Source organism: Pantoea sp. EEL5, from assembly GCF_049892805.1.
Taxonomy (GTDB): Bacteria; Pseudomonadota; Gammaproteobacteria; order Enterobacterales; family Enterobacteriaceae; genus Pantoea; species Pantoea ananatis.
The window spans coordinates 545,139-566,313 of sequence record NZ_JBNDNJ010000001.1 but is presented as its reverse complement, the minus strand read 5'-3'; the positions used below and the strand labels follow the sequence as shown (position 1 = coordinate 566,313).

The following is a 21,175-nucleotide window of genomic DNA, read 5'->3' as shown; positions in this document are numbered from 1 at the left end:
TCCTTCCCTTTACCTGCCATCCCCTGAAAACGCTCATTGTTCGGGGCATTTTTTGAAGTGAAATAACGGCGTCTCAGTGCGGTCGCACCTATGTGTATGACGCATGTTGTCTGTCCACATCATGCGTCATGACTCATATCAGACGACAAAATTCGTTCGGCACATTGCCCAAAACCCGGCGGCAAAACCCGTTTTGTTCCGAAGATGTCATTCGCTTCTCACACTGTTTTCGCAAATGCGCAGGCGATTGTCAAAGTAAAATGTCTAAATTCAGGACAAGATGCCAGACACATCGCTGGGTCACTGTTTTTAAATGAGTATTTTCGGGCGATAAGGTGCAACAACGTGAATTTTTGCCCCCTTTTGGCGCAAACCGCAGGCAAAAAGTGCAATCATCGTCTACGCCGTTTGCAGTAATCGTTAACAAACGCGCGCAAGTGTTGTCAATGACACGGCTTATTCCCTACAATCGCAGGCTATGTCAGGCGAATGAAACTGAGGAACGCATGAGTACGGCTAAACACAGTAAGTTGCTCATTCTGGGCTCTGGTCCAGCAGGTTATACCGCAGCCGTTTATGCTGCACGCGCGAATCTGAATCCGGTGTTGATTACCGGTCTGGAAAAAGGCGGACAGCTGACGACCACGACGGAAGTGGAAAACTGGCCGGGCGACCCGCACGATCTGACAGGTCCATCGTTAATGGAACGCATGCATGAGCATGCCGAGAAATTTAACACTGAGATCATTTTTGACCACATCCATTCCGTGGATCTGCAGAATCGTCCGTTCCGTTTAACCGGTGACAGCGGCGAATACACCGCAGATGCCCTGATTATTGCCACAGGTGCATCGGCACGCTACCTCGGCCTGCCGTCAGAAGACGCGTTTAAAGGCAAAGGCGTTTCGGCCTGCGCTACCTGTGATGGTTTCTTTTACCGTAATCAGAAAGTCGCCGTGATCGGGGGCGGTAATACGGCGGTAGAAGAAGCACTTTATCTGGCCAATATCGCCGCTGAAGTGCATTTAATTCACCGTCGCGACAGCTTCCGCGCCGAGAAAATTTTGATCGATCGCCTGATGGAAAAAGTCAGCAACGGCAACATTGTGCTGCATACCCACCGTACGCTGGAAGAAGTGGTTGGCGATCAGATGGGCGTGACCGGACTGACGCTGCGTTCAACGCTGGACGATAAAACCGAGTCGCTGGAAGTCGCTGGCCTGTTTGTGGCGATTGGCCACAGCCCAAACACAGCGATTTTCGACGGCCAGTTAGCACTGGAAAATGGCTATATCAAGGTTCAGTCTGGCCTGCACGGCAATGCAACCCAGACCAGCATTCCGGGTGTGTTTGCTGCAGGTGATGTGATGGACCATATCTATCGCCAGGCCATTACCTCTGCGGGCACCGGCTGTATGGCTGCTCTGGATGCAGAACGTTATCTTGATGGTCTGGTTAAAAACGATAAGTAAGTTGTTAATAACCTGATCTTAATTGTTTGAGGCGACTGTTTTTCAGTCGCCTTTTTTATTATCACCATGCTAAATTCATGCGCCAGGCGGGAGGGGCTCGCCTCTTTTCCTTTGTCTTCGCCACTGTGGGTTTCGCATGAACAAATCGCGGCAGCAGCACCTTACCCGTTGGCTTCGTCAACAGCGGCATCATGCCGGTCCCTGGTTACGGCTCGCCTCACTGTCAGGCTCCGCCAGTGCGTTGCTGATTATCCTGCAGGCCTGGCTGCTGGCGTCGTTGCTTCAGGCATTGATTGTGACGCACCAATCGCCCCCGTCGCTTCTTTCACAGTTTATGTTACTGCTGCTGTGCTTCGTGCTGCGGGCGATGCTGAACTATGCGCGCGAGCAGGCAGGATTCCGTGCCGGTCAGGCTATTCGCCAGGCGCTGCGCAAACAGATTCTGGACCGTTTATCCGCACTGGGCCCCGCCTGGATTCAGGGCAAACCGGCTGGTAGTTGGGCAACCTTACTGCTGGAACAGACAGAAGATATGCAGGCGTACTATGCGCGCTACCTGCCGCAGATGACGCTGGCGGCCGTCATCCCCTGCGCCATTTTGATTGCGCTGTTTCCTTTAAACTGGGCCGCCGGATTGATTCTGCTGGCTACGGCACCGTTGATTCCGCTGTTTATGGCGCTGGTGGGCATGGGCGCGGCCGATGCCAATCGGCGCAATTTTCTGGCCCTGGCGCGCCTGAGTGGTGACTTTCTTGATCGCCTGCGCGGCCGGGAGACGCTGAGGCTGTTTCATCGGGCCGAAGCAGAAAAACAGGCCATTGCCGCCGCCACGACGGACTTTCGTCAACGCACCATGGACGTCTTACGGCTGGCTTTTCTCTCCTCCTCCGTTCTGGAGTTTTTTGCGTCATTAGCTATTGCTGTGGTCGCGGTTTATTTTGGTTTTTCCTACCTGGGTGAGTTGCACTTTGGCGATTATGGCAAGGGCGTTACGCTGTTTGCCGGTTTTCTGGTGTTGATTCTGGCCCCGGAATTCTTTCAGCCTTTGCGCGATCTCGGCACCTTCTACCATGCTAAAGCGCAGGCCATCGGCGGCGCCGATGCCATTGAGCGCTTTATGCAGGCGACGCCACAGTCAGAAGCGCGCAACGGCACTATCCCGTTTGCCGCCGCCGCACCACTGGAGCTGGTTGCTGACAACCTGGTGGTCTGCGCGCCCGGCGGTAAAATCCTGTGTGGTCCTTTACATTTCACTCTGCGCTCGGGCGGACGCATCGCGCTGGTCGGTAAAAGCGGCGCAGGCAAAACCGCGCTGTTGAATGCGCTGCTGGGATTTTTACCTTATCAGGGCTCGCTTAAAGCCAATGGGATTGAGTTACGCGATTTGGTTCAACGCGACTGGCATCGGCATCTTGCCTGGGTCGGACAAAATCCCCAGTTACCGGCAGAAACCTTACGTGAAAATATCCTGATGGGCGCGCCCCTCGACGCCGCACGTCTGGATGCCTTAATCGCGGCTTGTGGCATCCACGAGTTTCTCTCACGACTGCCTGAAGGGTTGAATACCGCACCGGGCGATGCCAGCAGCGCGCTGTCCGTTGGTCAGGCACAGCGCATTGCGGTTGCGCGGGCGCTGTACAAACCGGCTCAGCTATTGCTCCTTGATGAGCCTGCAGCCAGCCTGGATGCGCTGAGTGAACATCATGTCATGCAGGCACTTCATCAGGCCGCGCGACAGCAAACCACCCTGATGATTACGCATCAGATCGATTCGCTGCGCGACTGGGATGAAATCTGGCTCATGGAGGCGGGAAAACTGGTACAGCAAGGCAGTTGGCAGGCACTGACGGCCCAGCCCGGCCCTTTCCGTGCACTGCTGCAACATCGTCAACAGGAGTGCATCTGATGTCTGCTCTGCGTCCTTTTCTGCGGCTGTGGCTGCGTCATCCCTTTCGGCTGGTGCTGGGGATTATACTGGCGATAGTCACGTTGCTGGCCAGTATTGGCCTACTCACCCTGTCTGGCTGGTTTCTGGCGGCATCGTCCGTTGTTGGCGTCGCGGGCCTGTACAGTTTTAACTATATGCTCCCGGCCGCCGGCGTGCGTGGCGCGGCCATTATACGTACCGCGGCACGTTACTTCGAACGGCTGGTCACGCACGATGCCACGTTCCGGGTGCTGCAGCATTTGCGCGTTTTCACCTTCAGCCGATTGATTTCACTGGCACCGGGTCAGCTTGCGGCCTTTCGCCAGGCGGATCTGTTAAACCGTTTTGTTGGGGATGTGGATACGCTGGATCACCTCTACCTGCGGGTAATATCGCCGCTGCTGGGCGCATTTATCGTTATTGTGGTGGTGACAGCCGGTTTAAGCCTGATTGATCCGCAGCTGGCACTCCTGCTGGGCGGTACCCTGCTTGCCCTGCTCTGTCTTTTTCCTCCCCTGTTTTACCACCTGGGCGCCCCGGCGGGCGTGGCGATAACCCGGCAGCGTTCGCACTGGCGCGTGCAGTTAATGCAATGGCTGGCGGGCCAGGCTGAACTGACGTTGTACGGTAACGCCTCCGCCTGGCGCGCGCGGCTGGACAGCAGCGAACAACAGTGGCAGGACGCGCAGCGCCAGCAGGCACGTTTAGAGGCACTGGCGCAGAGTCTGTTGCTGATGTGCAGCGGTATCACGGTGACCGCCTTGCTCTGGCTCAGCGCCGACAGCATTGCGCAGCAGCATCTTCCCGGTCCCTTTATTGCGCTGGTGGTATTTTGTGCCCTGGCCGCTTTTGAAGCGCTGGCCCCGGTCGCGGGTGCCTTTCTGCCCCTGTCTCAGGTGATCACCGCCGCCCAGCGCGTCAATGAGATCATCGAGCAAACGCCGGCGATCGTTTTCCCCTCCGCAGCCGCTGTCCCGCCCGGCGCGCTCAGCATGAGCGTGCAGGCGCTTGAATTCAGCTATCCCGGTAGGCCGGAAAACGTGTTAAACCAGTTTTCCCTGCACATTAAGGCAGGTGAACATGTCGCGCTACTCGGGCCTACCGGCTGCGGAAAATCCACCCTACTTGGCCTCCTGACGCGCGCCTGGGATGTTGAGCATGGCGAGATAGCGCTGAACAACGTCCCGCTTGCCGAGTGGGATGAAGCGCAACTCCGTCAGCGCATCAGCGTTGTCACCCAGCGCGTTCATCTTTTCAGCCAGACCCTGCGTGATAATTTATTGCTGGCCTGCCCCGATGCCAGTGATGAAACCCTTACCGTGGCGTTAATGCAGACCGGCCTGCAGAGTCTGCTGGATAATGAAGAAGGATTAAATGCCTGGCTGGGCGAAGGCGGCCGGCCGCTGTCGGGTGGCGAACTGCGACGCCTGGCGATTGCCCGTGCGCTGCTGCACAACGGCGACCTGTGGTTGCTGGATGAGCCGACAGAAGGGCTGGATGCCGCGACCGAGCAGCATATTCTGTCCCTGTTGCAGCAGCTGACAGCGGGCAAGACCGTGATTATGGTTACCCATCGTCTGACCGGACTGGCGCAGATGGATAAAATTTGCGTTATGGACGGCGGGAAGATCATTGAGCAGGGAAATCATTCCGAATTAGTCGCAAAAGGTGGACGTTACTGGCGTTTCCAGCAACGCTTTGCGTTATAGTTTTGTAAAAGCTGATGGATAACTTAACGCGATGAGACTGGTTCAACTGTCACGGGAATCGTTGCTGTTTCCTCCTCCGGAAACGGCGCTGCGTGAGCCCAATGGCCTGCTGGCTATGGGCGGTGATCTCTCGCCTGCGCGCCTGCTCAACGCCTATCAGCAGGGGATTTTCCCCTGGTTTTCCCCTGGCGATCCGATTCTGTGGTGGTCACCCGACCCTCGCGCGGTGTTACTCCCAGACCGTTTTCACCTCAGCCGCAGTATGAAGCGCTTTCACCAGCAATCACCTTATCGGGTGACGATGAATGAAGCCTTTTCCGACGTGGTCGAAGGCTGTGCGGCCGGTCGGGAAGAAGGGACATGGATTACTTTTGAAGTCAAACGCGCGTGGCTGAAGCTTTATGAGCTTGGTCATGCCCATTCCATTGAAGTCTGGCGCGAGCAAGACCTGGTGGGCGGCATGTATGGCCTGGCGCTGGGCCAGATATTTTGTGGCGAATCCATGTTCAGCCTGCAGACCAACGCCTCGAAAACCGCACTTTGGGTTTTCTGTCAGCATTTTATTAAGCACAAAGGACGCCTGGTGGATTGCCAGATACTGAATCCCCATACGGCTTCACTCGGCGCGGTCGATATTCCCCGCGAAGCTTACCTGGATGCGGTAAAAAACCTGTCCTCGCAGCCCGTTGACAGCGGCTGCTGGCGGAATCAAACCCTTTTTTAATCCGCGCGCAGATGTTTTGCACACATAAACCCGGTTAAGTGATATAATAGCGGCGTTTGGTATGTCGTCCGCGCTTGATTTTCAAGCCGGAATTGCCAGGCTGGGAATCTCATCGCACTCTCGGAACTGTTTCAATCGTGCGCGTGTTACCGGTTGATTCAGATTCTTAGCCCGCTAATCCCCCGCAGACGTCACATAAACACCCGAATTTAACCGACATGCTCGCGTTATAACGCGAAGCACGGCGATGCGTTGGCTTTATTGCCGACGGTTCTTTACATAACTTGTTGAATTGGGCATTATCTTGCCGGTTCAACTGAAAGGTAGTACACCCAGAGGATTCGATGGCCAAAGAAGACAATATTGAAATGCAAGGTACCGTACTGGATACGTTACCTAACACCATGTTCCGCGTAGAACTTGAGAACGGACACGTGGTTACCGCTCATATCTCCGGTAAAATGCGTAAAAACTACATCCGCATCCTGACGGGCGACAAAGTGACTGTCGAGCTGACCCCGTACGACCTGAGCAAAGGCCGCATTGTCTTCCGTAGTCGCTGAGTTGCGTTGATGCCGTTGCCTGCGCCTCGTGTGCGGGCAAACAAAAAAAGGCCGGATATTATCCGGCCTTTTCTCTTTCTGTCATACCGCGCTTAGTGCACGGTGCCTTCCGTTTTACGTTTTTGCGCACTCAGGAAGTGATAGGTCAGTTGCCCCTTCTCTTTATCCAGCGCAACAGAGACCGATCCACCGTCAACCAGCGAACCAAACAGCAGTTCGTTCGCCAGCGGTTTCTTCAGGCTCTCCTGAACGGTACGCGCCATCGGACGAGCGCCCATCGCTTTGTCATAGCCCTTCTCTGCCAGCCAGTCACGCGCTTCGTCACTGACCTCCAGTGAAACACCTTTCGCATCCAGCTGTGCCTGCAGTTCAACAATAAACTTGTCGACGACCTGATGAATAACGTCCGTTGACAGGTGGCTGAACCAGATAATGTTGTCCAGGCGGTTACGGAATTCAGGAGTAAAGATTTTCTTAATCTCTTCCATGGCATCCGTACTGTTGTCCTGATGGATCAGGCCAATGGATTTACGCTCGGTTTCACGCACGCCGGCGTTGGTGGTCATCACCAGCACCACGTTACGGAAGTCGGCCTTGCGGCCGTTGTTATCGGTCAGCATACCGTTGTCCATCACCTGCAGCAGCAGGTTGAACACATCCGGGTGCGCTTTCTCAATCTCATCCAGCAGCACAACGGCGTGAGGATGCTTGATTACCGCATCGGTCAGCAGGCCGCCCTGATCGAAACCCACATAGCCCGGAGGCGCACCGATCAAACGACTGACGGTATGGCGCTCCATGTACTCAGACATGTCGAAGCGCAGCAGCTCAATTCCCAGCGCTTTCGCCAGCTGAACGGTAACTTCGGTTTTACCGACGCCCGTTGGGCCAGCAAACAGGAACGATCCCACCGGCTTGCGATCCTGCCCCAGCCCTGCACGGCTCATCTTGATGGCTTCGGTCAGCGCTTCAATGGCGTTATCCTGACCAAACACCAGCATTTTCAGACGGTCGCCCAGGTTCTTGAGCGTATCGCGATCGGTTGCTGAAACACTCTGCTCTGGAATACGGGCAATACGCGCCACCACGGTTTCGATATCAGCCACGTTAACGGTTTTCTTACGTTTGCTCGCGGGCATCAGACGCGCACGGGCACCGGCCTCATCGATCACGTCGATGGCTTTATCCGGCAGATGGCGATCGTTAATGTATTTCACCGCCAGCTCAACGGCCGCACGCACGGCTTTGGCCGTATAGCGAACGTCATGGTGCGCTTCGTATTTGGTTTTCAGGCCGTTAAGAATCTGCACCGTTTCTTCCACCGACGGCTCGGTGATATCGATTTTCTGGAAACGACGCGCCAGCGCACGATCTTTTTCAAAGATGTTGCTGAATTCCTGATAGGTGGTAGAGCCCATCACGCGGATCTTACCGCTGGAGAGCAGCGGTTTGATCAGGTTTGCCGCATCGACCTGCCCACCCGATGCCGCACCCGCACCGATAATGGTATGAATCTCGTCAATAAACAGGATGCTGCTGTTATCCTGCTCCAGCTGTTTTAACAGCGCTTTGAAACGTTTCTCAAAGTCACCCCGGTATTTGGTGCCCGCCAGCAACGAGCCGATATCGAGAGAGTAAATCGTGCAGTCTTTCATCACTTCAGGCACGTCACCCTGCACAATGCGCCAGGCTAAGCCTTCCGCAATGGCGGTTTTCCCGACGCCGGATTCACCCACCAGCAGGGGATTGTTTTTACGGCGACGACACAGGACCTGAATAGTTCGTTCCAGCTCTTTGTCGCGACCGATCAGCGGGTCAATTCCGCCGACGCGAGCAAGCTGATTGAGATTGGTGGTGAAGTTTTCCATACGTTCCTCCCCGCCTGCTTGCTCTTCGTTAACCGGATTTTCAGCACCAGGTGCCTGGCCGGGTTCGTCTTTACGCGTGCCATGAGAGATGAAATTCACCACATCAAGGCGGCTGACTTCGTGTTTGCGCAGCAGATAAGCCGCCTGCGACTCTTGCTCGCTAAAGATGGCAACCAGCACGTTAGCGCCGGTAACTTCACTGCGTCCGGATGACTGAACATGAAAAACCGCACGCTGCAATACACGCTGGAAACTGAGCGTAGGTTGTGTGTCACGCTCTTCTTCGCTGGCTGGCAGCACAGGCGTGGTCTGTTCAATGAAGGCTTCGAGTTCCTGCCTTAGAGCCACAATGTCCACCGTACAGGCTTCCAGTGCCTCTCTGGCCGACGGGTTACTGAGCAACGCCAGTAACAGATGCTCGACGGTCATAAACTCATGACGGTGCTCACGCGCTCTGGCGAAAGCCATGTTTAAACTGAGTTCCAGTTCTTGATTGAGCATTAGGCACCTCCTCCAGTTAATCGCTCTGACCTGCTTCCTGTATGGAGAGAGGCTCAGGCTTTTTCAAGCGTACACAGCAACGGATGATGATTGTCCCGCGCGTAATTATTCACCTGCGCCGCTTTGGTCTCAGCGACCTCTGCGGTAAATACACCACAGATTGCTTTACCGTGGTAGTGAACTTTCAGCATCAGTTGCGTTGCACGTTCAATATCATAAGAAAAGAACTTTTGCAGAACGTCAATAACAAATTCCATAGGTGTATAATCGTCATTATTCAGAATGACTTTATACATGGAAGGCGGCTTTAACCCTTCGCGTACTTTATCGTCAGCTAATTGTTCAAAATTTAGCCAGTCATTTGTGTTTGCCATAGTGTTCCGTTGTGATTCTGTACATCGTCATAAACCCGGTTCATCTGTAGAGTTTAACACGTGTGTCAAGTGCACAGTCGCTAATGAATCATTCCGCTAAAAATGCCACACGCGACCTGTATCACAAAATTTCAAATAGCGTTAACTACCTCAAATTTTGATGATTTTTTCCCCGCCTTGCCCGGTGGTTTGCTTGACGACCACGCCAGTTTCTCTACATTCTACCTTCACAAGCTGATTGAGTTTTAATCAAACCCGACTCACGGCTTCAGTGACCTCACCTACTTATAAAATGTCTTGCGAGGGAAGTAAAAGCATGGAGACAGGTACCGTTAAATGGTTCAATAACGCCAAAGGTTTCGGCTTTATCTGTCCAATCGGGGGCGGAGAAGATATCTTCGCACACTACTCAACGATACAGATGGATGGTTACAGAACGCTAAAGGCGGGCCAGCAGGTCCATTTTGACGTTCATCAGGGCCCTAAGGGCAACCATGCCAGTCTGATAGTACCCGTTGAAGCGCAACAGGCTGTCGCCTGAGATCACCCCAACGTTGGACCGCTCCGTTGAAAATGCCAGCCTGCCGTGCTGGCATTTTTACTTGCGAATCGCTAACCCGCTTTACCCTGCGCCAGTCTGATAACGCGTGCAAACATGTCCCGCAGGCGTTCCGGTATGGCCTCGGTGCCGCGTTCGGCTGCCGCCATCGCGACCATAATGGCCAGTTCAGGTTTAGATGCACGATGAATCGCTTTGGTAATAATACGCCTGGGTTTCATCGGCACGTTTAACGGCAGGTGCGCTGCTTGTTGATAAATATCGCTAAAGCCATGCTGATAAAGGAAGTGCTCTATATCCGCCGCCGGTAGCGCCGTTAAGTGATGCTTCTCAACGTCAGGCGGCAACAGCTGACTGCGCGCCGTGGCCGCATATTTTTTCCCTGCCATATCGCCGTCAGTCAGCACATGCCAGGCAATGCCCATACGCCGGGCAAATTTTAACAGCGGTTTTAATCCTGACTGGGCGAACTCAATCACCTTTATGCCTTCCGCGGCAAAGTGAAAGCCGCATTGTCGCGCCATCTCGTTAATGATCCAGACTTCGGTTTCGCCTTCAACCAGGAGCCAGCAGCGGGCAAACAGCGCCGAAGGCCGGTTAACTTTAATATGGAAGCCGATTCGCCGGCTCTCTTCAGCACTCAGCCCTTCGGGACCGACGCGCCATGCGGCCACGCGCGCGGGCTCGCGAACCAGCCGGCAAACATGCTCGATCGCGACCTGAGAAAGCAGCTCTCCGGAATTGGTTGTCGCGATCTTCTGTAGCGGCAGCAGCGTCAGCAGATTCCACGCCACGGACAGCATAATGGGATGCAGGCGGGTCTCCGGATCCTCAATCAGCAGCAGCGGCCGTGCGCCCGGCGCCAGAGGTTCGCTTCCCCGTGCCTGCACCAGCAGGGTAAACATGCGCAACAAAATAAGCTGACGGCTGCGAACGTCGGTGGCGGCAATCAGATGATTGAGCTGATCCAGCGAATGCCAGCCCCGGGCACCTTCACGGGACTGCGGCTCAACGCGGTGCGGCTCGCTGCCCCGCTCAGGATGCTGGATCAGGAAATAGTGTTCTACGAGCTGCTGCATCGTCTGCAATCCTTGCCGCAGCATGGCATTACTCATCTGCTGCGGGTGCTGCTCCAGATCTCGCGTGAGGGTATCCAGCTCTTTCGCCAGTTGGTTTAAGGTAGAGAGGCGGGCATCAATACCGCTCTCAACCGGTCGGATGCGGCGGCTGAAGCGGGCATCGCGCAGCCGTAATACCGGGTTCATGCGCAGCAGGTAATCTATCGCCGCCGCGCTTCCCGCTTCCGGTAATACCTGCCCATTCCCGTCGATAAAGCGGCGCGTCGAGGTAATCTGATCGTCACGCCGTCTGGCCTGCACGCTATAGCTCAGGCGGCGCTTTCCCTGCTCGCCGGGTTGCCAGAATGGCCGCAGCAGCTCGCTGGTGTCCGCTTCGTCATCCGCAAAGTGGAAAACAACCGACAACCGATGCACCCGATCCTTAACCTCACCCGGCGTAAAATGAAAATCATCAAGGGAGAACGCATAGTCGCGCGTGCGGGGAGAGAGCAGCAGGCTGAGCGCGTCGAGCAGGCTGGATTTCCCCCAGGCGTTTTCACCAATCAACAGGTTGATGCGCGTCAGCGGTAAAGAGAGTTGATTGATGCCGCGGAATCCCCGGATATCGATATGTTCCAGAATCATAGCGTTTTTATCCTCTTTGCTTTCCGAAGAATGGAGCGGCTTCATCAGGGGGTCAAGAGACTTTATGACAAAGGTTTACTCCCCTACGCTTTTTCGCTAGCGTGTCGTGACTTTCGACATGGACGAACCTTTCATTATGTATTCCGGACTCTTAATTATTCTTCTGCCTCTGCTGGCAGGCTGGCTGTTACCGCTTCGGCACGTTGCGTTCCTGAAGGCCGTAAACCGGCTGCTGGGTTGGATGGTCTACGTCATCCTGTTTTTTATGGGCATCAGCCTGGCCTTTCTCGATAATCTCAGCAGCAATCTGGTGACGGTGTTTTATACCGCCGCCGTGGCAACGGCTTGCATTCTACTGTGTAACCTGCTGGCGCTACGCTGGCTGGAACATCGCCTGCCCTGGCAGCACAGTCACAAACAACAAAAGCTGCCCTCACGTTTGCATATGGCGCTGGAATCGCTGACGTTATGCGGCGTGGTGATCGCCGGCTTTGTGCTGGGCCTGACCCAGTGGCCCTGGCTGCATCATGCGTCAGCCGCCAGTGAATATGCATTACTCTTTTTGCTTCTGCTGGTGGGGATTCAGCTGCGCGGCAGTGGGATGACGCTGCGGCAGATTGTGTTAAACCGCCGTGGCATGATGGTGGCGGGCGCGGTGCTGTTGAGCGCGCTGTTGGGCGGAATGATCGCGGCGCTGATACTGGGGCTGCCGCTGAAAACCGGTCTGGCCTTAGCCAGCGGCTTCGGCTGGTACTCGCTTTCGGGGATTCTGATGACGGAAGCCTTTGGCCCGGTGATCGGCAGCGCGGCATTCTTTAACGACCTGTTGCGAGAGCTTATCGCCATCATGCTGGTGCCCGCGCTGATTGCCCGCCACCGCAGCACAGCGCTGGGCTTATGCGGCGCCACCTCGATGGATTTTACCTTACCGGTATTGCAACGGGCGGGCGGTTCAGAAATCGTTCCGGCTGCGATTGTGCACGGTTTTGTCATGAGCCTGCTTGCGCCGGTCTTAATCGCGCTGTTCTCTGCCTGATGGCTGAATTCAACTTTTGATGCAATTTTTTACGGTTAAGTTGAATCAGCGTCGTCTACGCTTCTTGTGAGCTGTTTGATTCTGCTATCCGGTGGATGGCGACGGATGACCAAGGAGAAGAAGATGAAACAAACCGTAGCGGCGCTGGTGGCCAAAACGCTGGAAAACGCCGGTGTAAAACGTATTTGGGGCGTCACGGGTGACTCATTAAACGGCCTGAGCGACAGCCTGAACCGAATGGGCACCATTGAGTGGATGCCCACCCGCCATGAAGAAGTGGCCGCCTTTTCTGCTGGTGCAGAAGCGCATGTCAGTGGGGAACTGGCAGTATGTGCGGGTTCATGCGGACCCGGTAACCTGCACTTGATTAACGGCCTTTTTGACTGCCATCGCAACCGCGTGCCGGTCCTGGCGATTGCGGCCCATATTCCTTCCAGCGAAATCGGCAGTGGTTACTTTCAGGAAACCCATCCTCAGGAGCTGTTCCGCGAATGCAGCCACTACTGTGAGCTGGTATCGAACCCCGAGCAGTTGCCGCAGGTGCTGGGCATTGCGATGCGTAAAGCCATCCTGAATCGTGGCGTATCGGTGGTTGTCCTGCCGGGCGATGTCGCGCTGCAGGCCGCACCGGAATCCGCCCGCGCTGACTGGTATCCACCGCAGTTGCCGCTGGTGCTGCCGTCCGCCGATGAGCTGACCACCCTGGCGCAAACCCTGAACGACGCGAAAAATATTACGCTGATGTGCGGCAGCGGCTGCGCAGGCGCGCACCGGGAAGTCGTGGAGCTGGCGGCAACGCTGAAAGCGCCGGTGGTCCATGCCCTGCGCGGCAAAGAGCACATTGAATACGATAACCCGTACGATGTGGGCATGACCGGGCTGATCGGTTTTTCCTCGGGCTATCATGCCATGATGAATGCCGACACCCTGGTCCTGCTTGGCACCCAGTTCCCCTATCGCGCCTTCTACCCGGAAAAAGCGAAAATTATCCAACTCGACATTAATCCGGGCAGCCTGGGCTCGCACTGCCATGTAGATCAGGCTTATATCGGCGATGTCAAAACCACGCTGCGCGCGCTGCTGCCAAAGCTGCAGGTCAAAACCGAGCAGCGTCACCTGGACAGCGCACTGAAGCATTATGCCGAGGCGCGTAAAGATCTGGATTCGCTGGCAACCGCCAATGATAACCAGCCGATTCATCCGCAATATGTGGCCCAGCAAATCAGTCAACTTGCCGACGACGACGCGATCTTTACCTGCGACGTGGGCACGCCAACCGTCTGGGCGGCTCGCTACCTGAAAATGAACGGTAAACGCCGCCTGCTTGGCTCCTTTAACCACGGTTCAATGGCGAACGCGATGCCGCAGGCCATGGGCGCGCAATCACTCAACCGTGACCGTCAGGTCGTGGCGCTATGCGGTGACGGCGGATTCAGTATGCTGATGGGCGATTTCCTGACCGTCGCCCAGCTGAAGCTGCCGGTAAAACTGGTGATTTTCAACAACAGCTCGCTGGGCTTTGTTGCCATGGAGATGAAGGCCGGCGGTTATCTCACCGACGGCACCGATCTGCACAATCCTGATTTTGCCGCCATTGCTCAGGCCTGTGGTGTTAAAGGCATTCGCGTTGAGAAAGCCTCTGAACTGAATGGCGCGCTGGAACAGGCCTTTGCCCATGATGGCCCGGTCCTGGTCGATGTGATTACCGCAAAAGAAGAACTGGCGATGCCGCCGGAAATTAAGCTGGAACAGGCCAAAGGCTTTAGCCTCTATATGCTACGCGCCGTTATTAACGGCCGCGGTGATGAAGTGCTTGAACTGGCAAAAACCAACTGGCTGCGGTAAAACAGACGGATGTTACAGGCGGGTTCTCCGCCCGCCTGGCATTTTGCTGCCCAGGAGCACAATGTGATTGATCTACGCAGTGATACCGTGACCCGTCCCAGTGCCGCCATGTTAGAGGCGATGATGGCTGCTGAAACCGGGGATGATGTTTATCGGGACGATCCTACCGTTAACGCACTGGAAGCCGAAGCGGCGAGGCTGAGTGGTAAAGCCGCTGCGCTGTTTCTGCCCACTGGCACCCAGGCCAATCTGGTGGCGTTGCTGAGCCACTGTCAGCGTGGTGAAGAGTACATTGTGGGCCAGCAGGCGCATAACTATAAGTACGAAGCAGGCGGCGCGGCGGTACTGGGGAGCATCCAACCCCAGCCGATTCTGGCGGCGGCCGACGGCAGCCTGCCGCTGGATGTGGTGGCCGACTTCATCAAACCTGACGATATTCATTTCGCCCCGACCCGGCTCCTGAGCCTGGAGAATACCCATCATGGCAAAGTCCTGCCCGCGGGCTATCTGGAGCAGGCGTGGCATTTTACCCGCAAGCATAAGCTGGCGCTGCACATTGACGGCGCACGTATTTTTAATGCCGTCGTGGCGCAGCAAACCACGCTGGAAAACCTTGCCCGTTATTGCGATACCTTAACTATCTGCTTGTCAAAAGGACTGGGCGCGCCCGTGGGTTCACTGCTCTGCGGCGATACAGATTATATTGAACGCGCGCGTCGCTGGCGCAAGATGACTGGCGGCGGTATGCGTCAGGCGGGGGTGCTGGCAGCGGCGGGGCTGTATGCGTTGCAACACAACGTCGCACGGTTACAGACCGATCACGAGAATGCGGCCTGGCTAGGAGAGGCGCTGCAGAAGATCGGCATTGAGGTCACGGAGCAGCAGACGAATATGCTGTTCGTGCGCGTCCCGGCAGACCAGATTGACGCGCTGGGTCAGTGGATGAGATCCCATGATGTGCTGATGAGCGTGGGTCCCGTGACCCGAATCGTCACCCATCTGGATGCTGAGCGCCCGGCGCTGGAAAAGGTGCTGTCGCACTGGCGGGCGTTTTTGGCACAGCATCGTCCCGGAGCTCCCGTCACGCCGTCTTCCCTTGCCGCGTCACCTTACGCGAGTCGCTAGATGTTGAGCGCGGTAACCACCGGTTATTGCGCTTCCCCGTATTTTTCCAGCAGCGCCTCTGCAATCGCCAGGGTTTCAGCATCCGCTAAACCCTGATAATTCGCTGGACGGAAATGCATCTGAAACGCCGCAATCAAATTCCGTTGCTGGTTCGCGCTCATCCCTTCCGTGACCTCATAGCCGTAGCGCTGCAGGCGATCAAGCACTGTGGCAACCGGTACGGCGGCATCTCGATGCTGCCCGGCTAAGTAAAAAGCGACGCGCTGCGGATCGGGCCAGGCGCCAATGCCCTGCTCAGCCAGCTGCCGCCAAGGGAATCGCGGGCCAGGATCCTGTTTACGCTGAGGGGCGATATCGCTGTGGCCCACGATATTTTCCGGCGCGATACCATACCGGCGGGCGATATCCTTGATGAGCGCGCCGAGCACACGGATTTGTTCGGGAGGAAAAGGCTGCCATTCCAGGCCGGTCAGGGTACGGCGATAGCCGTTGTTCACCAGCTCAATGCCGACTGACGTATCGTTGATACGGGTTGCGCCGCGCCAGAAGCTCGGCCCGGCATGCCAGGCCAGATCCTGCTCCGGTACCAGTTGCCAGATAATGCCCTGCCCCTTGCGCTGCGGCGGCTGGCGAGGAATAAGATAATGGACGCTGACGTCACGATCGGTCAACGTAGCGAGGGAAGAGGAAAAGTCTTCTGCGGTATAGTGAATCACCACTACTTTTACGCGCGGTCGCGCGCCCTGAGCGGGATGACGCAGATCGACCCAATAGCCCGGTCGTGATTCTATGCCCGACTGGCAGCCCACCAGCACCCAGAGCGCCAACAGCAGCAGAATACGTTTCAACGAATCACAACCGCCGTGCCGGTCACGCTCACCATCAGCATGCTGCTGTCTTTACCCACGGTTTCGTAATCGATATCAATGCCGACGACCGCATTGGCACCCAGCACGCTGGCCTGCTCTTCCAGCTCTTTAAAGGCAATCTCGCGCGCTTTGCGCAGTTCCTTTTCATACGCGCCCGAGCGGCCACCGACAATATCGCGAATGCCGGCGAAAAAATCGCGGAAGATGTTGGCACCGAGAATGGCTTCCCCGGTGACCACGCCACAGTAATCCGTAATACTGTGTCCTTCCAGGGTTGGCGTCGTCGAAAATTTCATCGTTTTCTCCTGTTACGTAAACCGGCCAAAGGCTCTTTCACCTAAAAGCAGAACTATACTCTATGTTAAAAAGGCACCTTGCCAGAGAACAATAAGGAAATCGAGATGAGAAACAAAGGTTTTGCGCTTTTGCTCCCGGCCGCGCTTCTGCTGAGTGCCTGTACGACAGTAGAGCCGGTAATTAAGGATAACGGCCCACGACTCGCCCCTTGCGTTGAAGGCGGCCCCGACACCGTGGCACAAAAGTTCTACGATATGCGGATCGCACATCCCACCGCCGGTCTGCCTGACACCACCACGCTGGCAAACTATCGTCCTTACCTGAGCGAAGGCCTCTATCACGCCCTTCAGGAAGCAAGCCAAAGCCAGAACGCAACACAATGGCACAGCGGCGATCTGTTCTCCAGCCTGGCACAGGGGCCAACTCAGGCTGATGTTGCTGATGCGTCGACCATTCCAAACCGGGATGCCCGCAATATCCCGTTGCGGGTAAACATGAGCCGTGACGATAAGCAGTGGCAGGATGAAGTGTTGATGATCCATCAGGGCAGTTGCTGGGTGGTGGACGATGTCCGCTACGTCGCAGACGTGCCTCACCCGGCAGGCGGTTCTCTGAGCCAGATGCTTGAAAAGGCGAAAAAATAAATAACCTTTACCTCCACGTCTGAACGCGCGGGCTTAACCGCCGGACGCGTTCAGACGGCATTCAGCCTGCCTTTCCAGAAATGCCCGCCGTTCGCCTCACAACATCTTGTGCTAATCTTTTGGGTGTTTACCGCTTATTCGTAAATTTTAAGCCACCTTAATTGCATAACTATTTTGGTGACGTTAAAATCCGCAAAACTAATAGCTATTCAAAATTGGCGCATGAGTATTCAACTAAACGCGATTAACTGTTTCTACGGTGCTCATCAGGCGCTGTTTGACATTAACCTGGAATGTCCGCAAGGCGAAACCCTGGTGCTGCTTGGCCCAAGCGGTGCAGGGAAAAGCTCGCTGTTGCGTGTGCTGAATCTGCTTGAGCACCCGCGCTCTGGTCAGTTGCACATTGCAGGTCACGATTTCGACTTCAGCAAAACGCCTTCGGCGGCGGCAATACGCGAGCTGCGCCAAAACGTAGGCATGGTTTTTCAGCAGTACAATCTCTGGCCCCATCTGACGGTACTGCAAAACCTGATGGAAGCGCCCTGCCGTGTACTGGGCTTAAGCAAAGCCGATGCCCGGGCCCGAGCCGACAAGCTGCTCGATCGTCTGCGTCTCACCAGCTACAGCGACCGCTTTCCCCTGCACCTCTCTGGCGGACAGCAGCAACGTGTTGCGATTGCCCGCGCGCTGATGATGGAGCCGCAGATCCTGTTATTTGATGAACCGACCGCCGCGCTCGACCCCGAAATCACCGCACAGATTGTCAGTATCATTCGCGAACTGGCCCAGACCCAGATTACCCAGGTGATCGTGACCCATGAGGTGGAAGTGGCGCGTAAAACGGCCAGCCGTGTGGTGTACATGGAAAACGGTCATATTGTGGAACAGGGCGATGCCAGCCGCTTTACACAGCCGCAAACCGAGGCGTTTGCACATTATCTTTCGCACTAAGTCAGGATGCTAAAAATGAAAAAAGTCGTACTTGCTGCACTGCTTGCCGGATTAAGTCTGAGCGCTTCCGCTGCCGAAACCATTCGTATTGCTACTGAGGCTTCCTATCCTCCTTTTGAATTTGTTGATGCGAATAACAAAATTCAGGGCTTTGATGTCGATCTGGCTAATGCGCTGTGTAAAGAGATGGATGCGACCTGTACATTCACCAACCAGGCCTTTGACAGCCTGATCCCCAGCCTGAAATTCCGCCGCTTTGATGCGGTGATGGCAGGCATGGACATCACCCCTGAACGTGAAAAGCAGGTCCTGTTCAGCAAACCTTACTATGACAACTCGGCGATCTTCGTTGCGCAGAAGGGCAAAGTGGCGAGCGTTGAGGCGCTGAAAGGCAAGCGCGTCGGCGTGCAGAATGGCACCACGCATCAAAAATACCTGACGGACAAGCACGCGGATATTACCGTGGTGCCTTACGACAGCTACCAGAATGCGGTACTGGATCTGAAAAATGGCCGCATCGATGCCGTCTTTGGTGACAGCGCCGTGGTCAACGAGTGGCTGAAGCAGAACGCTAACCTGGCCCCGGTGGGTGAGAAAGTAACGGATAAAGCGTATTTCGGTACCGGTCTGGGCATTGCTGTGCGTCAGGGAAATACCGAGCTGCAAAGCAAATTCAACACGGCACTGGACAAAATCAAAGCCGATGGCACCTACAAAACCATCTACAGCAAATGGTTCCAGCAGTAATTTCTGATGAATGAAATAATCCCGCTTGCAAGCGCCGCCGGCATGACCGTCGGCCTTGCTGTTTGTGCCCTCATCGCTGGCCTGGTGCTGGCGATGATCTTTGCCGGCTGGGAGTCACTGCGACTGAAGCCGCTGGCGTGGATCGGAACCACGCTCGTCACGCTGATTCGCGGCCTGCCGGAAATCCTGGTCGTGCTGTTTATCTACTTCGGCGCATCACAGCTGCTGCTGACCTTATCCGACGGCTTTACGCTGAACTTCGACCTGTTTACGCTGCCGGTTCAGATGCACATTGAAAACTTTGACGTTAGCCCGTTCCTCTGTGGTGTTATTGCTCTGGCCATGCTTTATGCGGCCTATGCTTCTCAAACCCTGCGCGGCGCGCTTAAAGCCGTCCCGATTGGACAGTGGGAATCCGGCCAGGCGCTCGGCATGAAAAAGTCAGCGATTTTTTTTCGTCTGATTATGCCGCAAATGTGGCGCCATGCCTTGCCAGGCCTGGGAAACCAGTGGCTGGTTTTGCTAAAGGATACGGCGCTGGTGTCGCTGATTAGCGTTAACGATCTTATGTTGCAGACGAAAAGTATCGCGACCCGCACCCAGGAGCCTTTCACCTGGTTTTTAGTGGCGGCGGCCATTTATCTGGCGATCACGCTTTTCAGTCAGGCCGTACTGCGCCGAATTGAACTGCGCACCACGCGTTTTGAGCGGGGGAACAGCTGATGCTGAGCTATCTACCCGAACTGCTTAAAGGGCTTAACACCAGCCTGAGCCTGACCGCGGCCTCGCTCGTAACCGCGCTGCTGCTGTCGCTGCTCTTTACCATCGTACTGGCCTTGAAAACCCCGCTGTTTTCTCCGCTGGTAAAAGGCTTTATTACCCTGTTTACCGGCACGCCGCTGCTGGTGCAGATCTTCCTGATCTACTACGGGCCGGGCCAGTTTCCCAGCCTGCAAACGCTGCCCTGGTTATGGCATCTGTTATCACAGCCCTGGCTCTGCGCCATGCTGGCCCTGTCGCTTAACAGCGCGGCCTACACGACTCAGCTGTTCTACGGCGCCGTTCGTGCCATTCCCGCTGGTCAGTGGCAGTCCTGTGAAGCCCTGGGCATGACGCCCCGGCAAACCCTGCGTATTTTGCTGCCTTATGCGTTTAAGCGCGCCCTGTCTTCTTACTCCAACGAAGTGGTGCTGGTGTTTAAGGGCACATCCCTGGCGTTTACCATTACGCTGATGGAGGTCATGGGCCATGGTCAACTGCTGTATGGCCGGACCTATGACGTCACGGTCTACGCGGCTGCCGGGCTGATTTACCTTTGTGTCAACGGGCTGCTCACCATTATGATGCGCCTGATCGAGAAACGCGCCCTGGCGTTCGAACGGCGAAATTAACCCGCAGGCAGGGCAGCCTGCCTGATTAATTTTATAATCATATTTATTGCATAAAAATTCATTTACTGGCATCGTGTGGCGCATTCACTTGCTGTGTTATTGATGGCTAACGGGAGCCTGTAATGAAAAAATGGATGATTGCCGCTGCACTGGTAAGCCTGGCCGTAAGCGCTCAGGCTGCTGAGAAAATTCGCTTCGCGACCTCTGCCACCTACCCACCTTTCGAATCGCTGAACAGCGATAATCAGATTGTCGGTTTCGACATCGATCTGGCGAAAGCGCTGTGCGAACAGATGAAAGCGGAATGCTCGTTTACCAACACGGCCTTTGACAGCCTGATCCCCTCACTTAAGTTCCGCCGCTATGACGCCGTGATTGCCGGTATGGATATCACCGCTGAACGCAGTAAGCAGGTTGACTTCACTCAGCCCTATTACGCGAACTCCGCCATTGTGATTGCGCCTAAAGGGAAATTTACCGCTATTGATGCGCTGAAAGGCAAACGTATCGGCGTTGAGAACGGTACAACGCACCAGAAATATCTGCAGGACAAGCATCCGGAAATCAACGTCGTCGCGTATGACAGCTATCAGAATGCGATTCTGGACATGAAAAACGGACGTCTTGACGGCGTATTTGGCGACAGCGCAGTTGTCAATCAGTGGTTAAAAACCAACAACGATCTGGCCAGCGTCGGTGAACACGTTACGGACCCGGCGTACTTTGGTACCGGCCTGGGGATTGCGGTGCGCAAAGGTAACGCCCCACTGCGGGATAAATTTAATCAGGCGCTGGCGGCCCTGAAAGCCAACGGCAGCTGGCAGAAAATCAATCAGAAATGGTTCCCTGAATAACGCTCATGGGCCAGCG

The 21,175-nt window shown here is 55.5% G+C and carries 20 protein-coding genes; 15 read left to right on the top strand and 5 right to left on the bottom strand.

What is annotated here, in order from left to right; genetic code table 11:
- Positions 1-506 precede the first annotated feature (506 nt).
- From trxB to infA, 5 genes are all read left to right on the top strand, one after another.
- Entirely contained in the window at positions 507-1,472 is a 966-nt protein-coding gene (gene trxB / locus ACPXSQ_RS02690) for a thioredoxin-disulfide reductase (RefSeq protein ID WP_014606200.1), read from the top strand.
- 136 nt (positions 1,473-1,608) lie between these two features.
- Positions 1,609-3,378 (top strand): heme ABC transporter permease/ATP-binding protein CydD, encoded by a 1,770-nt coding sequence (gene cydD / locus ACPXSQ_RS02685; protein ID WP_014606201.1) that lies wholly within the window; start codon positions 1,609-1,611, stop codon positions 3,376-3,378.
- Positions 3,378-5,108 carry a heme ABC transporter ATP-binding protein/permease CydC gene (gene cydC / locus ACPXSQ_RS02680; protein ID WP_426142680.1) on the top strand — a complete coding sequence of 577 codons (1,731 nt, stop codon included), beginning with the start codon at positions 3,378-3,380 and terminating at the stop codon, positions 5,106-5,108. Before cydD ends, cydC begins: the two co-directional genes overlap by 1 nt.
- Positions 5,109-5,139: 31 nt before the next feature.
- Positions 5,140-5,832: a leucyl/phenylalanyl-tRNA--protein transferase gene (gene aat / locus ACPXSQ_RS02675; RefSeq protein ID WP_013025223.1), complete on the top strand. Its 693-nt coding sequence runs from the start codon at positions 5,140-5,142 to the stop codon at positions 5,830-5,832.
- A gap of 344 nt (positions 5,833-6,176) precedes the next feature.
- On the top strand, positions 6,177-6,395 hold the full coding sequence (infA, locus tag ACPXSQ_RS02670) for a translation initiation factor IF-1 (protein ID WP_002211347.1): 219 nt from the start codon (positions 6,177-6,179) through the stop codon (positions 6,393-6,395).
- Positions 6,396-6,487: 92 nt separating this feature from the next.
- Here infA and clpA read toward each other — a convergent pair whose 3' ends face one another.
- Complete coding sequence (clpA, locus tag ACPXSQ_RS02665) at positions 6,488-8,764, bottom strand: ATP-dependent Clp protease ATP-binding subunit ClpA (RefSeq protein WP_013025222.1); 2,277 nt, start codon at positions 8,762-8,764, stop codon at positions 6,488-6,490.
- A gap of 53 nt (positions 8,765-8,817) precedes the next feature.
- Entirely contained in the window at positions 8,818-9,138 is a 321-nt protein-coding gene (gene clpS, locus ACPXSQ_RS02660; protein ID WP_013025221.1) for an ATP-dependent Clp protease adapter ClpS, read from the bottom strand.
- A 316-nt stretch (positions 9,139-9,454) separates the two neighbouring features.
- Here clpS and cspD point away from each other — a divergent pair, with 316 nt between their 5' ends.
- Positions 9,455-9,679 carry a cold shock-like protein CspD gene (gene cspD / locus ACPXSQ_RS02655; protein WP_006118603.1) on the top strand — a complete coding sequence of 75 codons (225 nt, stop codon included), beginning with the start codon at positions 9,455-9,457 and terminating at the stop codon, positions 9,677-9,679.
- Between the two features lie 71 nt (positions 9,680-9,750).
- Here the strand turns inward: cspD and ACPXSQ_RS02650 are convergent, their stop codons facing one another.
- Positions 9,751-11,400 carry an ATP-dependent nuclease gene (locus ACPXSQ_RS02650; RefSeq protein WP_042676376.1) on the bottom strand — a complete coding sequence of 550 codons (1,650 nt, stop codon included), beginning with the start codon at positions 11,398-11,400 and terminating at the stop codon, positions 9,751-9,753.
- Between the two features lie 136 nt (positions 11,401-11,536).
- Between ACPXSQ_RS02650 and ACPXSQ_RS02645 the strand changes: the two genes are divergently transcribed.
- From ACPXSQ_RS02645 to ltaE, 3 genes are all read left to right on the top strand, one after another.
- Positions 11,537-12,436, top strand: a complete 900-nt coding sequence (locus tag ACPXSQ_RS02645; RefSeq protein WP_024470921.1) for a lysine exporter LysO family protein — start codon at positions 11,537-11,539, stop codon at positions 12,434-12,436.
- A 123-nt stretch (positions 12,437-12,559) separates the two neighbouring features.
- Positions 12,560-14,281 carry a ubiquinone-dependent pyruvate dehydrogenase gene (gene poxB, locus ACPXSQ_RS02640; RefSeq protein WP_014606205.1) on the top strand — a complete coding sequence of 574 codons (1,722 nt, stop codon included), beginning with the start codon at positions 12,560-12,562 and terminating at the stop codon, positions 14,279-14,281.
- 63 nt (positions 14,282-14,344) lie between these two features.
- On the top strand, positions 14,345-15,406 hold the full coding sequence (gene ltaE / locus ACPXSQ_RS02635) for a low-specificity L-threonine aldolase (protein ID WP_227022868.1): 1,062 nt from the start codon (positions 14,345-14,347) through the stop codon (positions 15,404-15,406).
- Between the two features lie 23 nt (positions 15,407-15,429).
- Here ltaE and ACPXSQ_RS02630 read toward each other — a convergent pair whose 3' ends face one another.
- Positions 15,430-16,254 (bottom strand): N-acetylmuramoyl-L-alanine amidase, encoded by an 825-nt coding sequence (locus ACPXSQ_RS02630; RefSeq protein ID WP_015700665.1) that lies wholly within the window; start codon positions 16,252-16,254, stop codon positions 15,430-15,432.
- On the bottom strand, positions 16,251-16,571 hold the full coding sequence (locus ACPXSQ_RS02625; RefSeq protein ID WP_014606208.1) for a heavy metal-binding domain-containing protein: 321 nt from the start codon (positions 16,569-16,571) through the stop codon (positions 16,251-16,253). Before ACPXSQ_RS02625 ends, ACPXSQ_RS02630 begins: the two co-directional genes overlap by 4 nt.
- Before the next feature lie 105 nt (positions 16,572-16,676).
- Here ACPXSQ_RS02625 and ACPXSQ_RS02620 point away from each other — a divergent pair, with 105 nt between their 5' ends.
- The 6 genes from ACPXSQ_RS02620 to artJ (ACPXSQ_RS02595) all read left to right on the top strand — a co-directional run bounded on the left by ACPXSQ_RS02620 (position 16,677) and on the right by artJ (ACPXSQ_RS02595) (position 21,159).
- Positions 16,677-17,216: a lipoprotein gene (locus ACPXSQ_RS02620; RefSeq protein ID WP_014593303.1), complete on the top strand. Its 540-nt coding sequence runs from the start codon at positions 16,677-16,679 to the stop codon at positions 17,214-17,216.
- A gap of 222 nt (positions 17,217-17,438) precedes the next feature.
- Positions 17,439-18,167 (top strand): arginine ABC transporter ATP-binding protein ArtP, encoded by a 729-nt coding sequence (gene artP, locus ACPXSQ_RS02615; RefSeq protein ID WP_014593302.1) that lies wholly within the window; start codon positions 17,439-17,441, stop codon positions 18,165-18,167.
- 15 nt (positions 18,168-18,182) lie between these two features.
- A complete protein-coding gene (artJ, locus tag ACPXSQ_RS02610; RefSeq protein ID WP_014606210.1) occupies positions 18,183-18,914 on the top strand; it encodes an arginine ABC transporter substrate-binding protein in 732 nt (243 codons plus the stop codon).
- 6 nt (positions 18,915-18,920) lie between these two features.
- Positions 18,921-19,637: an arginine ABC transporter permease ArtQ gene (artQ, locus tag ACPXSQ_RS02605; protein WP_426142669.1), complete on the top strand. Its 717-nt coding sequence runs from the start codon at positions 18,921-18,923 to the stop codon at positions 19,635-19,637.
- Positions 19,637-20,305, top strand: a complete 669-nt coding sequence (gene artM / locus ACPXSQ_RS02600; RefSeq protein ID WP_013025209.1) for an arginine ABC transporter permease ArtM — start codon at positions 19,637-19,639, stop codon at positions 20,303-20,305. Before artQ ends, artM begins: the two co-directional genes overlap by 1 nt.
- A gap of 122 nt (positions 20,306-20,427) precedes the next feature.
- On the top strand, positions 20,428-21,159 hold the full coding sequence (artJ, locus tag ACPXSQ_RS02595; RefSeq protein ID WP_015700668.1) for an arginine ABC transporter substrate-binding protein: 732 nt from the start codon (positions 20,428-20,430) through the stop codon (positions 21,157-21,159).
- Positions 21,160-21,175: the final 16 nt, after the last annotated feature.